This window comes from Pedobacter sp. (genome assembly GCF_037719805.1).
In the GTDB taxonomy this organism is placed as follows: Bacteria; Bacteroidota; Bacteroidia; order Sphingobacteriales; family Sphingobacteriaceae; genus Pedobacter.
The window spans coordinates 586,169-602,863 of record NZ_JBBJLZ010000004.1; the positions used below are offsets into that span (position 1 = coordinate 586,169).

The 16,695-nt window shown below is 41.6% G+C and carries 11 protein-coding genes; 6 read left to right on the forward strand and 5 right to left on the reverse strand.

Annotated elements, in window-relative coordinates; translation table 11 throughout:
* Nucleotides 1-53: 53 nt before the first annotated feature.
* The 4 genes from WKF66_RS15850 to ligD all read right to left on the reverse strand — a co-directional run bounded on the left by WKF66_RS15850 (nucleotide 54) and on the right by ligD (nucleotide 11,631).
* On the reverse strand, nucleotides 54-4,280 hold the full coding sequence (locus tag WKF66_RS15850; protein ID WP_489675451.1) for a hybrid sensor histidine kinase/response regulator transcription factor: 4,227 nt from the start codon (nucleotides 4,278-4,280) through the stop codon (nucleotides 54-56).
* A 64-nt stretch (nucleotides 4,281-4,344) separates the two neighbouring features.
* Nucleotides 4,345-6,840, reverse strand: coding sequence for a glycoside hydrolase family 9 protein (locus WKF66_RS15855; protein ID WP_489675452.1), 2,496 nt, complete (start codon nucleotides 6,838-6,840; stop codon nucleotides 4,345-4,347).
* A gap of 36 nt (nucleotides 6,841-6,876) precedes the next feature.
* Nucleotides 6,877-8,487 (reverse strand): AGE family epimerase/isomerase, encoded by a 1,611-nt coding sequence (locus tag WKF66_RS15860; RefSeq protein ID WP_489675453.1) that lies wholly within the window; start codon nucleotides 8,485-8,487, stop codon nucleotides 6,877-6,879.
* 420 nt (nucleotides 8,488-8,907) lie between these two features.
* Nucleotides 8,908-11,631, reverse strand: a complete 2,724-nt coding sequence (gene ligD / locus WKF66_RS15865; RefSeq protein ID WP_489675454.1) for a DNA ligase D — start codon at nucleotides 11,629-11,631, stop codon at nucleotides 8,908-8,910.
* A gap of 123 nt (nucleotides 11,632-11,754) precedes the next feature.
* Here ligD and WKF66_RS15870 point away from each other — a divergent pair, with 123 nt between their 5' ends.
* A complete protein-coding gene (locus tag WKF66_RS15870) occupies nucleotides 11,755-12,018 on the forward strand; it encodes a hypothetical protein (protein ID WP_489675455.1) in 264 nt (87 codons plus the stop codon).
* Between the two features lie 2 nt (nucleotides 12,019-12,020).
* On the forward strand, nucleotides 12,021-12,797 hold the full coding sequence (ku, locus tag WKF66_RS15875; RefSeq protein WP_489675456.1) for a non-homologous end joining protein Ku: 777 nt from the start codon (nucleotides 12,021-12,023) through the stop codon (nucleotides 12,795-12,797).
* 17 nt (nucleotides 12,798-12,814) lie between these two features.
* Here the strand turns inward: ku and WKF66_RS15880 are convergent, their stop codons facing one another.
* A complete protein-coding gene (locus WKF66_RS15880) occupies nucleotides 12,815-13,318 on the reverse strand; it encodes a glycine zipper domain-containing protein (RefSeq protein WP_489675457.1) in 504 nt (167 codons plus the stop codon).
* Between the two features lie 55 nt (nucleotides 13,319-13,373).
* On the opposite strand from WKF66_RS15880, the gene WKF66_RS15885 reads away from it, so the two are divergent.
* The 4 genes from WKF66_RS15885 (at nucleotide 13,374) to WKF66_RS15900 (ending at nucleotide 16,632) form a co-directional block, all read left to right on the forward strand.
* Nucleotides 13,374-14,069, forward strand: a complete 696-nt coding sequence (locus WKF66_RS15885) for a ferredoxin reductase domain-containing protein (protein ID WP_489675458.1) — start codon at nucleotides 13,374-13,376, stop codon at nucleotides 14,067-14,069.
* Between the two features lie 10 nt (nucleotides 14,070-14,079).
* The gene (locus WKF66_RS15890) at nucleotides 14,080-14,937 is read left to right on the forward strand and encodes an AraC family transcriptional regulator (RefSeq protein ID WP_489675459.1); all 858 of its coding nucleotides are present in this window, start codon (nucleotides 14,080-14,082) and stop codon (nucleotides 14,935-14,937) included.
* A 20-nt stretch (nucleotides 14,938-14,957) separates the two neighbouring features.
* Entirely contained in the window at nucleotides 14,958-15,176 is a 219-nt protein-coding gene (locus WKF66_RS15895; protein ID WP_489675460.1) for a hypothetical protein, read from the forward strand.
* A 103-nt stretch (nucleotides 15,177-15,279) separates the two neighbouring features.
* A complete protein-coding gene (locus WKF66_RS15900) occupies nucleotides 15,280-16,632 on the forward strand; it encodes a DUF418 domain-containing protein (protein WP_489675461.1) in 1,353 nt (450 codons plus the stop codon).
* Nucleotides 16,633-16,695: the final 63 nt, after the last annotated feature.

The window sequence follows — 16,695 nt, forward strand, 5'->3', positions numbered from 1 at the left end:
ACCTGTTTTTCAAACGATTAATTTAAAATCTAACGCGAACACAGCAATTTCACTTAAACAGCGGTCTCCGCCTGTTCCTTTTTATTCTTGCGATATTCACTCACATATTCTGATGGGAGCTGGCCGTATTCTTCCTTAAAAACTTTTGAAAAATAAGTGGGATTGTTGAAACCAACCTCATAGGCAACATTGGCAATACTTAACTGGCTTTTCTGTAGCAATTGCACCGCTCTTTTTAAACGCACTGTACGGATGCAGTCAACCGGAGTCTTGCCAGTCAGTGTGAGCAGTTTCTTATATAAAGAGACCCTGCTTAGATTAAGCAGTTTACTTAATTCCTCGACAGAGAAATTGACGTTTGTAATATTCGATTCTATTTTCTCGAAGGCACTTTTTAGAAACCTTTCGTCTTCGGATATAATATGGATGTCTTCTGCCTTAACTTCTATTTGTTTTTGATAAGTAGTTTTAAGGGTGTGCTGCATTCGTAAAGAATTGTGAATTTTCGATAGCAGTATTTCAAAGTTGAATGGCTTTAAGATATAATCATCTGCCCCACTTTCTGCCCCTGCCAACTGATCTTCTTCTGTAGTAAGCGCCGTTAACAGAATAACTGGAATAAAAGCAGTCCGTACATCAGCCTTTATCTTCTTACAGAGGTCGATGCCGTTCATTTCGGGCATACTAATGTCGCTAACAATAAGTTTTGGATGCATTGAAAGTGCCTTTTGCCACCCATCTTTACCATTGGCAGCCTCTATGATGTGAAAGCTATTTTTTAAATTCTCTTTCAAATAGAACCTTAGGTCATCATTGTCTTCAATCAGTAGAATAGTTGTCTTCTTACCAGCTCCAGGGGACATATCTACGAACTTTGGAACAATAGGAACAAGTTGTGCAGACTCTTCTTTAGGAGATATTTCTGGTTCATCGCGGTCATGATGCTGTGTTACTGGTAAGGTCACCGTAAAACAGCTCCCATAGTCAGGTTCACTTTCCAACGTAATTGTTCCGCCCTGCATTTTCACGAATTCTTTAGTTATTGAAAGACCTATTCCACTTCCCTGGTTCAGCAGACTTGCTGGCATACTATCCTGAAAAAAACGATCAAACACTTTTCCTTGATTTTCTATCGAAATACCAATACCCGTATCTATCACTTTTAATTCAAGACAACTCTTATCCTCACCGTTATTGTTTTTTAGCAAACCTAACATCACGCATATTTTCCCACGATTTGGCGTGAATTTAAAGGCGTTAGATAATAGATTGAACAAAATACGCTCTATTTTGTCATGGTCAAATTCGGTAATGTAAGGATCCAAATCACTTTCAATTAAAAATTCAATCTGTTTTTGCTGAGCAATGTCCATGAAAGATGCTGACACTTCCTTAATAAAATTAACGATATCTCCTTTCTTAAGACATAGCTTAAGTTCGTTATATTCCATTTTCCGAAAGTCAAGCAATTGATTCACCAGATTCAAAAGTCTTTTACCATTTGTTTTTATTGTGACGAGTTGACTATGCTGATCAGGGTTATTAGCCGTCTTAACAAGATTATCTATTGGCATTAAAATCAATGACAGCGGCGTGCGAAACTCATGACTTACATTAGTGAAGAACTTTATCTTCATAAGGTCCAGTTGATGCATTCTACTTGCTTCTGCTCGCTCTTGTTCTATTTTACGCTCAACCTCAATACTCGCCTGCCTACTTTCAAATTCGCGCTTTAGTTTACGAATGCCACGGTGACGTAAGTAAAGCACGCCCCCAAAAATTAATACAAGGTAACTGATATAAGCAACGGTTGATTTAAAAAAGGGGGGTAATACAGTGATGTTCATCGCAATCTCACTTCTATGAAGCTCTTTGCCATCCTTTAACCGCACCTTAAACACATAATTACCACCATCGAGATTCGTGTAGGTAGCTTTTCGATCACTGCCTGCCACTGTTATCCAGCCTTCATCGAAACCTTCAAGTCTATACTCAAGCTTTGTCTTATCTCTATTGAAATAATCACATGCCGCGAACTCTATATCAAAAACATTCTGGTTATGATTTAAAGTAATTTCTTTTGTTTCGGAAAATGCTTTTGTAAGCACCCCTTTACCATTTACACTGTCACTGGCGGTAACGCTTTTGTTAAACAGCTTTAGATCAGTAAACACCAAGCTCGGTTTGGGTTTAAAAATGTTCAGCATTTGGGGATCGAACACGTTAAATCCATGTATACCGCCGAATACCAATTCGCCACTTTTTAAGCGTTTAGCAGCATATAAATTGAATGCTCGGCCTTGCAGACCATCCAGTTCGTTATAATGATTTATGGCTACACTATACTTACCATTAACCTCAGTAAGCACAATGCTAGCAAGACCATTTGTAGTGCTTACCCACATTCGGCCTGCATAGTCTTCTATTATATTTGACACATTATCTGCAGGCAAATTCACTCCTTCTTCGATATTTATAAATTTATCTGTTTTAGTATTTAAAATACTCAATCCGTCTTTCGTGCCTATCCAAATAAAGCCTTTTCTGTCCTCTGTAATAGTATTAACGTCGTTGCCTACAAGACTATTTGAATTTTTAGATTTTGATGAATAGTGTTTTACTTTGTTGGTCCCCTTAATTAACACGTCTATCCCTTTATCCCGACCTATCCATTTATTTTGCTGACGGTCTTCGTAAATAATAGAAGTATAGTCTGAAATGCCTATGTTCTTAGGATGCCTAAACCCTTTTGTTTTTGGATTAAAAACATTCAAGCCGCCAGCAAATGTACCCACCCACAGTTCGTTGTTAGCGTCTTCGGTAATAGTATAAACACGGTCGTCTGTTAAGCTGGCCGGATCATTTTGATTGTGGCGATAATGTGTAAATGTTTTACCGTCATAGCAGTCTAATCCTCCGAAGTATGTGCCTATCCACAGTTTTTTTTGTTTATCGATGTATAACCTTACTACTATATCACTTGTCAGGCTATTTGGATTTTTAGGGTCATGCTTAAATTGCGTGTAAGTGTTTGTGGCTCTGTTAAAATAAATTAACCCACCCCCATTTGTACCTATCCATAAGTTTCGCTTCTCATCTTCTTCAAAGCTATTGACATCTTCAAAGGGAAGGCTTCCATGATCAGTAGTGATTTGTTGATACAACGGAAATTGCATGATACCCCTGTGATAATAATTTATCCCCTGTTTGAACGTACCTGCCCATATAATCCCAGTGTTATCCTTGTATAGATAAAGGCTGTTACCGCTCAACGATTTGGCATCATCTGCCCGGCTTATTATGTAATACACCTTTTTAGTGGTTGGGTCTATTACATTTATACCGCCATGATCTGATCCAACCCAAATTTTGTTATCGTCTGTTTGGATAATGCTGGTGATTACATTCGAATTAAGTCTGCCCTCCGGATTATCCTTACTATAATGCACCAGCTTTTTGGTTTGTGTATCAAAGGAATAAACTCCGATAGGCCCTGCATCAGAGCATATCCATAAGTTTTGCTTATTGTCCATGATCATGCTAAAGTTCTGCGGTTTTGTAGACAAGGCTTTTGCAAATCCATCGTACCGGCTAAGCACGCTGTTAGCTCTTATATCCAGTTGCTCGATCACGCCATCACTATAAATAAGCCACAAAAGGTGCGGCTGCGAAGCCACAATGTCAATGACATGATTAGAGTGTAATACTACAGGGCTGGTTCGGGCGGTGTGATATAAAACACTTTTCCCGTTCTTGGGGTTATGACGGTAAAGGCCTTTTTTATCTGTTGCAAACCAGAATTCACCCTGACTGTCTTTTTTGACGCGGGTGATTGGACTGACTGGTATTTTATAACGAAGTAGTTCAGATTTTATATCATTCACAAAGCGCTCCACCGTTGGGTCGTATATGCTTATACTGCTATGTGTAAAAACCCATAATTTATTTTCAGGACCTTCTGATATATTCATCACATGGTTATCAACCAGAGAACTTGGGTCTTTAATATTATGCTTAAACACCTTAAACCTGGCCCCATCATAACGATTAAGGCCGGATGTTGTACCAAACCACATAAAGCCTTTCTTATCCTTATAGATGCAATTGACCTGGTTGTCAGAAAGGCCGTTAGTGATGTCTAAGTGAGAAAATTGGTAGCTATTGCTCTGTGAATAAAGGTTTTCAGAAATGGCAAAAATCCATATAAATAATAGATATATTTTTAGACGCATAATTATACTTGGTAAACGATCAATTACACAGAATAATTGACCGTCCATTAAAGATAATTATAAATGTCACCTATCGTATAAATAACTAAAAAAAGTACATCTTATGCTACTACTATTTATTCAACACATGGTCTGCAGCCATCACCAGGAACAGATAGTCAGAAGTGCCCCCACCCAATACATACTCAGCTTGCTGCCATAAATATGGCCAGTTTAGAAGTTCCGGAAAATCAGGCCTTATCAATGCCGTACCTGATACAATACCGCCTGGTATATAAGAAAGATCAGCCCGGTTAAAACCATAGGCAGTAGTCATTGACTTTGCGCCAACACCCGAAGCAAAGGACGATGTGTTTGACCCTGGATGACACCCCAGTACAAAGTTCATTGCATGTAGCATGTAGTCGTCAGTAAAGATTTTTGGAAAGTTGGCATATAAAAAATACTGCCTGTAACCAAAGTTTTGTATTCCCCAGCCTGCACCCCAGATACTTGGCTCGTAAGGTACACCATACGGGGTCTTTTTGCTTTGTTGCTGTACCTTGGTGTAAAACGTTTTAACCGCAGCAGTGATTTTTTCTGTATATGCTGCATCCTTTATCAGGTCCATGGTACGACTAACCAGCCACCCGTTGTTTTCAATACCGCTAGCAATCCCCTCAGTGTTGGCAACTAAGAAGTCAGAATATTCCTTTTCATTTGTGGTAATTAATAACTCTGTAGCTAAAGCCACCTTCCATAAAGGCTTGACGTTTTTGTTATCTTGCCAAACCTGCCTGGCAATTTGCAGACACTGGTTGGACAACGTATCATTGTAACCTTTCATTACACGACTGGAGGCCGCTAATGCAGCTGCCGTTTGCAAACTACGTGCAGGGTTGTCCTCTGTAAATACCCAACGGTCATCAGCCGGTGACGGCTGTTTTGACACCGGATCGGTATTGACAGCACTGGTAATAAAAGGCTTATTATCAGTAATGTTAGCCGCATCGCCTAACAATACATACTGCCTTATAGTAGGCTCAATCACGCCTCGATAAAACCTACCCATGGCCTGGTAACCTCCGGTTATAGACAGTAAGCCATGCTCAATCTGCTGCAAAAGATCAGGTTTGCCATCTGGTTGATGTATTTCTACCAAAAGGTCTTTTTGATTGATCGTAGTATTGTCATACTTGCTTCCAAATTGCTCATAGGCCATTGTCAATCCATGTATGGTCTCGGCCTGCGACTCTACCCGTAGATCAAAATCCCCTGCATCATGCCAGGCACCCCTGTTAAGGAAAGGAACATTATCCCCGGGATTAAACTTTGTAAGTGTACTGTGCCCGGAGATATAACCGTCGAAATGATTGGAGTCAATTGGGGCCATCCGGGCATCATCCATGTGACATAAGCCATGCCATACCCGATATTTATCGTTGATTCGCATGTGACACATTTGGGCAGGCATAAAATATTCTAAAGTGGGCTGCCAGACATCATGCTTAAAAACATCTGTACTGATCTGGAATGGTTCGGTCTGATAGCTCCCATATTTCACTACATACATACCAGGTCTGGTGATTTTAGTAAAGTCCAGTTGTAAATAATGGTATCTTAAAAAATTTCCCCAGTCGGCCGGCGCCGCCTTTAAAGCGGTTTCTAAACCGCCGTTTTCGTTCACACGCATCAAAGAGACCGGTAACCGCCTCTTGTCGGCTTGATCGAGCTCTATAACAGCAATCTTTTGCTGTTTTGGATGATAGCCGACTTGCGAAACCTGCACGACAGGGTCCGACTGCCACCCTTCTATAGCATGTGGTGTCACCAACCATTCTATCGCGTTTTTAGTAGCACCTTTTGCAATTAAAGAGCGCACAACAAACCAGCCATTGTTATGTTTCGCTCGGCCGTCCAGCAGTTGCAAGTTGTTGTCCTTCAAATTTTCGATGATCATTCGCTGGCCACTTGTTTCTGGCGCTACCGTTAATTTTTTACCTGTAGCTAAAGGCATGACTTCGTCCTCACCATAAGCGCTCTTATACATTTGGCCATTTGCTTGTGGCGTAAAAATTCCGAACTGCTTATCCATGTAAAAGGATTTACCGTATAAGGTACCCGGAAAAAGCTCTATATTGAACCCTACCCGTCCTATCCACTTATCCGGTAAAGGCTGATCCAGGTCAATAATTATTTTAAAAGACTTACCCACCGGTAGAACCCTTATCTTATAAGCGAATTTTAGATCCGGATAAATAATTGGGTTAAACCCTTTACGGTCTATTTCTGGATTCGGATATTCCATGCGGACGCTTATTTCATTCTTATCAATTACCCTTTTACCTACTTTCGGAATGGGCGACCATTGTCCGGGAGTGGGCTCCAATCTTAAATCTCCATTTGTAGCTACGCGGTGCCCATTTTGAATGATGCCCACACCTCCCTGATGCCCTTCCGGATAAAAATCGTGAGCAAGCATCACGTTTACACCCTGATACTCCAGGTACTCCAGCTTGTTCAAAATCATTTGACCTGAGCCCTTCTTTGATTGAGCTATGACACTCAGATTTGAAGCAATTGCTGCTATTGTAAAAAATGTGATAATTAGAAAATATCTGTTGTACATGTTTATCATTTGGTTTAGTCTTTAAAATAAGTTATTCTATTTGAATTGGACCCGCGTAGACCGGTTTCCCTGGAGGTCAATTGCTTCCAGATATATGTTTTTGACTACTTTTAAGTCAGCCTCCTTCAATTCAATGTATAAGAGCGGCGTAAAACCTACTCGTTCATTACCATTATAAATATCGTATCCCATCATCTTGTCGTTATCACTGGCTTTGTTCCAGCTTAAGGCAATTGTGCCTTGCCGACTATCCTTCTTTAAATTTGTAGGAACTGTTGGCGGCTTTTTATCGGGAGCAAGCTGTGAAATGCAATTGATGAATGACCGAAGATTATGATAGGTACCCTTCCATATTTGTCCCTTTAACGCTGTCTTATATTCAGGCTGCTTGTCAATGCCACCCTGATACCAGTCGCCATGCTCCTGATCTATCAGGTAAGTTTGAATGTATTTCCATAATGCCTGGAACTTCTCATAGTATTTCTGCGGGTCGTTCGGATAATAGTGGTCCATGATCAATAGGGTATTTAAGCCCTCTGCCTGTGCCCACCAATTCTTTGTATTTGCTAAAATGCTCATGCCAGTTTTATTATTGAAGTAAAATCCTTCGTCATAAAAGCCACCAACGTTTTTATCCCAACCATTGGCCAGCGCATGATCTACCATTTTCTTACCCAGAGAAAGTACGGCATGATTGTCTTTCCCACCAAGTATATGAGCTGCTTCGAGCATTAAATAGGCGGTTTCAACATCGTGTCCGAAAGACACATGGTCAATATTTTTATATTTTATGATAGCAGTTGCAGCCGAATCCCTTATCATCACCGGTGTCCAATCCGGTTGAAAAAACAGTTGGAGATATCCCTTTTCGTTGATGATTTTATCTCTAAGTAAAGTTAACATCTCGGCTAGCCTGTCCTTTAAGAGCTGATTCGGCCATACCTTGTAGAGCTCAATAAATGCCTCTAACAAATGTATAGATGTATTTTGATCCTTATAACCAAGCTCCATGTTTACGTCGATGCCAGCAGGCCTTTTAATTGGGGTACCATTACGTTCCATGTGTTGATAATATCCCTTATAGACAGGGTCATGGCTATGATGTTCAAGCCAAAGAAACGTACGCCGGGCTAAACTCAATGCGCTGGTATCACCAGATTGCTGGTAATACGCTGCCAGCGCATACAATGCAAAAGCGTTACCATATGCCTCTTTAGCTTCGAATGCTCCTTTCTTGGGCATGCCTTGTCTGTCGGTATACGTATAGAAGCCACCATATTTATTATCCCACAAAACATCTTTCAAAAAGAAATAGCCTTGCCTGGCGCCATCAACATAGTATTTTGTATCTGGAAAAAGCTGAGCAGCCTTAGCATTACTCCAAACATGGCGTGCTTGAGTAACAATCATCTTATCCTGATTACCGACAGGCTTAAAGTCATAGCTGAATGTACTTAGGAAGCCTCCGCTTAGGGTATCTATAGAGCGTGGGTACCATTGTTTCAAAAGTTTATTGACCATCGCATCTTGCATTTCTGCAGCAACGGCCGACCGCCCCTGAGCCTGCACATTACTAAACATAAACGGCTGGGCGACTAAATAACCAATGATAAGAAACAGATATAAATGGGAATGCGATTTATCCATGAACTAACTCCATATAGTAAGGTAAAGCTATTCATACCCTTTACACGCGAATAACACGGATGTTAAAATCTATAGAAAAAATGTTAACTTCAGGCAGCTAGCATCTATACTACCAATGAAAGGTTATCCTACATTGACGCTTCAATGGGTTTGCCAAAACACTAAATCTCGGGAGGGCTACTGAGCATTAAGTATCACTATCCCGCTGAGAGCTAGTAAGCGAGTTAGTGATACCTTTAATTTGAAGTTTGTGACGAACAAATGCGTAAGGAGCGCTAAGTGGTTAATCGTTATCGTCTGTACCGCGGGTATTTTGCGAATTAACATCACCGTTCCCCTGGTTAATATCGATAGGCTCGTCCTTGCCGTCATAACCAATCATCGTGTCTTCAATGGCGATCTATAGCCACTGTCTACTGATTACCCAAACACTTCTTTAGCTTTGCCAACTGCCTTACCTAGATCGATACCCTCACCAAGCACACCTTTGAACAAATCACCTGTCTCTTTGAGGCGGTCAAGTGCATTATGAATGTGGAAGTGCTGAATCGTAAGCCCTGGCTTTACCTCTTCCCAGTCAAGTGGCATAGATACCGTTGCCCCTGGCTTCGGTCTCAAAGAGTAAGGACCGGCGATGGTTGCTCCGGGTCGGTTCTGTAAAAAGTCCAGGTACATCTTTCCTTTCCGTGCAGCGATGCTGCGTTCTAAACTAGTGTAATCAGGAATCTCTTTATGAACCAGTTTTACAATGATGTTCGCAAATAATTGCGACTGCTGATAGGTATATTTACCATCAAGAGGTATATAGATGTGCATCCCCGTCGATCCTGAGGTTTTAGGGTAAGAGGGAACATCTATAGCGTCTAAAATATCTTTTGTAATCCGCGCCGCCTCTACCACCTGATCATACGTATGTTTATCAGGATCCAGATCTATAACACAATAATCCGGGTTGTCAGGAGTTTCCACACGACTAAACCAAGGATTGATTTCAATGCAACCTAAAGAGTTCATCCATAGCAAACTAGCTTCATCAGTGCCCACAAGATATTTAGTCACCTTTCCTTCGTCAGTAATGTGATCAAATGTTTTAGCCCATTCTGGTGCCTTGTCTGTCACATTTTTCTGATAAAAGCTTTGTCCATGAATACCGCCAGGAAAGCGGTTCAGCGACATTGGCCGGTCCTTCAGGTAAGGCATCATATACACGCCTACTTTATAGTAGTAATTTAACAGATCCCCCTTGGTGATTTTATCTTCCGGCCAGTACAGCTTAGTTACATGATTGAATTTTATAGACTGTCCGCAAACCTTCTTAGTTTGCGTATCCTCAGTTGGATTCAGTAGCGTTTTGCGTTCAGCGCTTTTCACCGGATCCAGCGTTAACTCCGGCTTTTCAACATTGCTTTTCGCCTTGCGAGTTGCTTTTACAGGCGCTTCTGGTAGCTCTTCGCTTTCTTCCACCGCCTCCTCAGTGCTCACCGGCTTTTCCAAAACCACATCCGTTGCTTTCTTGTCGGTACGCATTCCTTTGAAAGAAGCTTGACGAAACACCCCATCACTGGTGATCTCCGCAAAGGCAACCTCGCAAACTAGCTCTGGTTTCAACCAGGTAGGCTTCGCTCCGGTACGCTTTGGTCGGAAACGAGTAGGCTTGTCGACATCTACTTCGTAGTCAAAAGGACTTTTCTTGGTGATCAGTGGTTCAAACTGAGCCATCATTTCCTTTTGTAATTTGTCAGAGAAACCAGTTCCAACCTTCCCGACAAATTGCAATTCATCACCTTTGTATACTCCCAGCACTAACGCACTAAAGGACTTTCCTGTGCCTGGATTCTTAGTAAAAACAGCGATCACAACTTCCTGCCTGCGTTGAACTTTAACCTTCAACCATTCTCTGCTCCGAAGATCCGAGGTATAAAGGCTGTCTGCCTTCTTTGCAATGATACCCTCTAATCCAATCCGCTCTGCAGCAGCAAAGAAGTCGATCCCACTTGCATTAAACACCTTACTTTGCCGGATGTGGTCATTATCTGTTGGAATGATCGCTTTTAAAACAGCCTGTCGCTCGCTCAAAGGCAAGCCCATCAGGTTTTTGCCTTCATACCATAGAATGTCAAAAATATAATAGACCAGGTTGCCGTCGGCTTCACTGCGCCAGTTTTGCATCCCACCGAAATCAGAAATCCCTTTCTCATCTAAAACCAACAATTCACCATCGAGTACCGCATCAATCCCCCATACTTCAAGCGCATCATTGATGGGATAATACTTTTCAAAGGGAAGATTATTACGGGAAATTAACTGAACACCTTCCTCTTTATCTATTATGGCAAGGCTTCGATACCCGTCCCACTTAACTTCAAACAACCATCCGGGCTCATCAAAAGGTTCATCTACCAAAGTGGCCTTCATTGGTTTAATGTTCGTGGGGACTTTCGATTTAGGCGCCGACTTAAGTATTGACTTGACATCTACCTCTTCCGTTTCTTCACTGGGTATTTCTTCCGTTAACTCTTCATCTGGATCTACATCTTCCTCATGGCCGTGTTGCCAAACCTTTTCACTCGTCTTCTCCATTTCAGCTAGCGTTTTGCCAGAAAGAACTGACTTCTCCTTGCTGGTGATGTCATTTCCTGAGGCAAACTCATCCTTGTGTTTGATCAGTAACCATCCGTTCTCCCCCATTCCATGGGTCTTGACCAATGCGAACTCCCCCTGGAGCTTTTCTCCATAAAGAATCACTTTGACAGAACCAGCCTCGAGCTGGGCAATGAGGTGCTTTTCCTGTGCCTTTTTGCCTTTGATCTTCTCAATAGGCTCGTAAGTTCCTTTATCCCAAACGATGACTGTTCCTCCTCCGTACTCGCCTTTCGGTATCAGACCCTCAAAGTCTTTGTAGTCGAATGGATGATCCTCTACCATCATTGCCAGCCGCTTAATTTTAGGATCGGTTGAGGGACCTTTAGGTACCGCCCAACTTTTAAGAACGCCGTCCATCTCTAGCCTGAAATCATAGTGGAGCCTGGTCGCATCATGCTTCTGAATAACGAACTGAAGTTTAGTTTTACTACTGGACTTTCCCGCTTTAGGTTCCGCAGTTTTCTTGAAATCACGCTTTTTGTTGTATTCTGTTAGGCTCATAGGACCGTTACTTTGGTTATAATAAACATTTAGCGGTGCTGAAAGTTTAGCAGGGGGTGGTAAAGCACACGGTATAAAACTACTTGGTCTATAATTTGTTACCAAAAGAGTAAGAAAACAACTATGGACAACTATCCCATTACCCTTACCTTAGACGAACAGATTCACTCCTTCGAGATTGGAGAATATCTTCACAATGACGGACAAAGTTGTAAGGTGAAAGTATTTCAGGAAGGTAAATTTGTTGCCAGCTTTCAGCCAGATGACCACAGCTACCTGCACATCTGCCAAAACCCAGGCAATTTAGAAGAATCGCTACTGCATCTATTGGCAGACGAGATTGAAGCACACCATCCATATGGAATTAATAAAGACTTAGAAATATAGTTATGAGATCAATTTGGAAAGGAACCATCGGATTTGGTTTAGTAAGTATCCCAATGAAATTGTATTCAGCAGTTCAGACCTCATCACTTGACCTGGATATGCTGGACGGGCGTGACCATGCGCACATTAAGTTTCAGCGAATAAATGAAACGACCAGGAAGGAAGTACCTTATGACAAGATTGTAAAAGGTTACAAGTATAAAGAGGACAGTTATGTAATTGTTGAAGAAAGTGATTTTGAAGCCGCGGCACCCGAAAAGACTAAGACCATTGAGATTGAAAGCTTTGTAGACATCGCTTCGGTAAATCCGATGTTTTATGAAACTTCCTACTATGTTGAGCCGGAAGCAAAAAGCAACAAAGCGTACGCCCTACTGCTACAGGTGCTCAAGAAGTCTAAAAAAGCTGGATTAGCACGCTTCGTATTGCGAAGCAGTGAAAGCCTATGTATTGTTCACCCTGTCGATAATGCTTTAGTAGTAACACGGATCAGGTTTGCACAACAGATCAGAGGTCAGGAAGACTTGAACATATCTGACAAAATTGCCATCAGCAAGAAAGAAATGGATATGGGTCTGGCGTTAGTGAATCAGTATGCAGAAGACTTTGACGTTTCGAAGTACAAAGATGAGTATCAGGAGAAACTCCTAAAATTGATAGAAGCAAAAGCTAAGGGTAAAAGGCCAACCATTAAAAAACTTAAACCGCATAAAGAGAAGGAAGACGACTTGTATAGCCAGTTGATGGGAAGCCTGGGAGGTACAAAGAAAAGAGCGTAAGAGCAATTTAAGCCAAATTAAATGAGTCGACCCTCTTTTTCAGCCTTAGTATCCAATCCTGAACCAATTGCTACGCCCATGCCAATGCCTACCGCTATGCCGATCCCAATATTTTTAAGGGCTACGCCAAAAGCGACTCCAATTGCAACACCCAAGGGCATCCACCTCGCAAGATGATGCCCTTTACTCACCATATTGAATTCCTTTAAAATAAACGCACGATAGGAAGAAAGCTCTTTCAAATAAAGCTTAACGGAATCTGGCCGACTAAGCTCAGCGATAGGAATGATGCTAATTAAACTTTCCGTTTTAAGCCTGAAGTTTTCCTTTTGTTCATCACCTTGTGAACGCAAAGGAACTTTGGCTATAGCTCCGCTGATGTAATCAATTCCATACTTTTTTTGCGATGCCTCGTTAAGGCCAACAGATTTTTGATTAAGAAGGGCACGCTGCTCCTCCTGCCACGTTGCAGATAGACTCATAACGTAAATATACGTGATTTGTCCACCAAATGCTGCCATTGCTTATCAAAATTCTCGAAATACACGCGGTACCTTTGCCACACAATCAATAGCAATGTCAAACATCATCATAGAATCATTGAGAAAACTGATGGAAAAGTTTCTATCGCGAGCAGTAGTAATCAGTAATCAAAAATGGGCCGACTCCCCAATATACGAGCTAAAGTTATCCTTGCCAGGGATCAACGTTGAAGCCTGGAAAACTATCAAACGGCTAAAAATACAAGTAGGGCCATTGGAATATCGGGACTATACCCCTGCCTTATGGGATAATGCAAATAATTCCTGCACCTTATTTATAGATGCAGGTCACACTGGTACAGGCAGTGAATGGGTTACTAATCTTCGTGAAGGCGATCAAGTACTGCTAAGCGATGCTCATGCTGCAAATTTACCAGGCAACAAAGGTCAGGTTTTGGGTTTAGGTGACGTTTCTGCGCTTGGACACTTCCTAGCCTTGAAACAGCTAACTGATCAAGCCATTTATCCAATTCAAGTTGGTATCTTTACAAATGGCCAGCATCAACCTCCTAAGAACTTTACAACGGAACATCGCGAGTTCTCCTTGTTACCTTGTAGTGGCGCAGATGCAAATACCGTCTTGCAAAACTGGGCAATGACATTGGATCTCGGAGTATTTTCTTCCATTTATATAGCAGGTAACAACACTTTAGTGAAAAACCTCCGTGCCCAGCTTAGAAGCAAAGTGAATGTGGAGGTTAAAATCTATGGACATGGCTTCTGGTCTTAAATAAACAGTCATGGAAACTCAAAATATTGCAGTTATACCAATGCCTTTCGGTGCCGAAAAAATACAGTTCGCTATAATCGATGTAGTGCACACCCAGGACTCCGAACACTTGCTGTTGCCTCATCGCCATGAACACTACTGCTGCTTTATTGCCACTGCAGGATCTGGGCAATTTAAAGTGGACTTTCAGGTGTATAGTTTATGTGCTCCTTGCGTGATGGTTTTGTATCCAGGTCAAGTTCACGAGCTAATCGAGGGAACTGGGATAAAGGGCTGGGCATTAAATTTCAGTTCAGATATAGTAGACGAAGTGCCTAAGAATATTTTCGAACAGGCCGTTTCACCACTTGGAGCTATCGATTTAGATGAAACTCAAAAGCAGTGGTTTACCTCGCTGATGTCTTTAATGGAGCAGAGCTTTTCGCAGCAGGCACCCGGCTCTTACAGCCAAACCATTCAAGCCATGACCAACGCGTTTTTCTTTAACGCTGCTGAAATTTTTAGCCTTCAGGACAAACAACGTACAGTAAGTCATTCTACCAGGAAAATTGAAATCGTTCAGACGTTCCGAAAATTGATTAAACGTAACTTCAAACAGTTAAAGCGGCCAGTAGATTACGCAGCACTAATGCATGTAACCGTTAGCCATTTAAACGATACGGTGAAGTCAGTTACAGGATCTTCGGCTACTTTGCTCATTCAACAACACTTGCTCACGGAGGCGCAGCGTTTACTTTATTACACTACTTATAATATCAAAGAAATTTCTCACTCACTAGGATTTGAAGATGAAAAGTACTTTACAAGGTTGTTTCATAAGAGAAAAGGCGTTAGTCCAACTGTATTTAGAAAGTCTACAGCCTCATGATTAATCAGATTAAATTTATAATGGTATTCAATACTGATGTCCAAACTCACCGTGAGGCAATCCTGCTAACTGAAATATTGCAACAACAATTCAAAGGTCTACACGTGAATTTTGATTTGCAGGACGAGGAACGTATACTAAGAACTGAGGGAAAGATTGCAGCGAAAGCCGTTGAAAACCTTGTCGGGCGATTTGGTTTCAGCTGCAAGTTCCTGTCTTTTGCAGAACCAATCGGTTAATTTAAGTGATCTGGTTTGTTTGATATTGCTGTATAAGAAATATCTTAAATGTTTTGTGTAAAGCATTGATTTCTTTATATTTACCTCTAACCAAACTACTATTATGATCGCCAATCATTCTAAACCTGTTGCACAGGCCGAACGCATTACCGCTGTTGATATTTTACGAGGAGTTGCTGTTTTAGGAATTCTATTAATGAATATCCCCTATTTCGCGCTACCTGAAAGTTTTTCCGACGTTTACCACAGTGATTTACACAGCCCCAATTTCTGGTCGGACTTTGTAGTCACCGTCTTATTTGAAGGGAAAATGAGAGCTTTATTCTCTATGATCTTTGGTGCCGGAATTTTGCTTTTCATAGAGCGCAAAAAGAACGTAGGAGCAAATTATAAAGGACTGTTCCTCAGTCGCATGGGTTGGCTGGTACTTTTCGGTCTCATTCATGCTCATGTGTTGCTTTGGATGGGAGACATTTTGTACTACTACGGGTTGATTGGAATGCTTGCGTTTCTTTTCCGCAATATGAAAGCGAAGTATTTGGTCTGGGGAGTGCCTATTGTGGCGATAATCGGTTTTGTTACCGGTACTCAGTTCTTTCAGCATGTGCGCCATACCCGTCTCGAGTACAATACTGCGGTTGCGCTTCAAAAGCAAAATAAACCACTTAGTGTTGAGCAAAAAACTGCGATCACCAACTGGCAAGAGATGGAAAAGGAGTTCCTGCCAAATCAAACCCTCATCAATCAGCACACTGCATCTATGAAGGGAGATTACAATTCAGTCGCTAGCTACGTTCGACCATTATCATGGGATGGGCAAACGAAGTATTTGATATATAGTATTGGTGATATCCTGGCGCTGTTCATGCTGGGAATGGCTTTATATAAATGGAAATTCTTTTCCTCAGGCTGGTCAACGAAACAATATCGGCGAACTGCGCTGATTGGCTATGGCATAGGACTGCCGTTGGTGTTGGTAAGTTTCTATCACTCTTATTTGCAAACCCCTGGAAGTGCTGCAGAAATTCACTTTATTGAAACCAATACGGTGCCATGGTGGGGTATCATCTACCCTTTTCAGCGCATTTTTCTGGTGATGGCACATGCAAGTGCTGTACTATTACTTATCCGCGCGGGGGCATGGAGCTGGCTGATGGTTAGACTATCGGCGGTTGGTCAAATGGCTTTCACAAATTATATTATGCAAACGGTGATTTGTAGCTTGTTCTTCTTTGGTTATGGGTTGAACTATTTTGCAGAACTCCAGTACTACCAGTTATTTTACTTAGTCGCTGCAATTTGGTTGTTCCAATTAATCGTAAGTCCCATTTGGCTAAAGTATTTTTTATTCGGCCCCTTAGAATGGTTGTGGCGTACTTTAACCTACAGGCGATTGCAACCTATGCTGCGTAAGCAAGAAGTGCTTAATCCGCTGGTTGGAATAGGCTCCGTTTAATTACTCTTAGTGTACAATCGCCCGTCCTGCCCGCCGAGGTGAATACCTGGTGAGATTTAAGGT

Excerpts from the sequence above, each read along its gene's own strand:
- WKF66_RS15850 (WP_489675451.1), bottom strand. The coding sequence starts at position 4,280 with ATGGACGGTCAATTATTCTGTGTAATTGATCGTTTACCAAGTATAATT.
- WKF66_RS15855 (WP_489675452.1), bottom strand. The coding sequence starts at position 6,840 with ATGTACAACAGATATTTTCTAATTATCACATTTTTTACAATAGCAGCA.
- WKF66_RS15860 (WP_489675453.1), bottom strand. The coding sequence starts at position 8,487 with ATGGATAAATCGCATTCCCATTTATATCTGTTTCTTATCATTGGTTAT.
- ligD (WP_489675454.1), bottom strand. The coding sequence starts at position 11,631 with ATGAGCCTAACAGAATACAACAAAAAGCGTGATTTCAAGAAAACTGCG.
- WKF66_RS15870 (WP_489675455.1), top strand. The coding sequence starts at position 11,755 with ATGGACAACTATCCCATTACCCTTACCTTAGACGAACAGATTCACTCC.
- ku (WP_489675456.1), top strand. The coding sequence starts at position 12,021 with ATGAGATCAATTTGGAAAGGAACCATCGGATTTGGTTTAGTAAGTATC.
- WKF66_RS15880 (WP_489675457.1), bottom strand. The coding sequence starts at position 13,318 with ATGGCAGCATTTGGTGGACAAATCACGTATATTTACGTTATGAGTCTA.
- WKF66_RS15885 (WP_489675458.1), top strand. The coding sequence starts at position 13,374 with ATGTCAAACATCATCATAGAATCATTGAGAAAACTGATGGAAAAGTTT.
- WKF66_RS15890 (WP_489675459.1), top strand. The coding sequence starts at position 14,080 with ATGGAAACTCAAAATATTGCAGTTATACCAATGCCTTTCGGTGCCGAA.
- WKF66_RS15895 (WP_489675460.1), top strand. The coding sequence starts at position 14,958 with ATGGTATTCAATACTGATGTCCAAACTCACCGTGAGGCAATCCTGCTA.
- WKF66_RS15900 (WP_489675461.1), top strand. The coding sequence starts at position 15,280 with ATGATCGCCAATCATTCTAAACCTGTTGCACAGGCCGAACGCATTACC.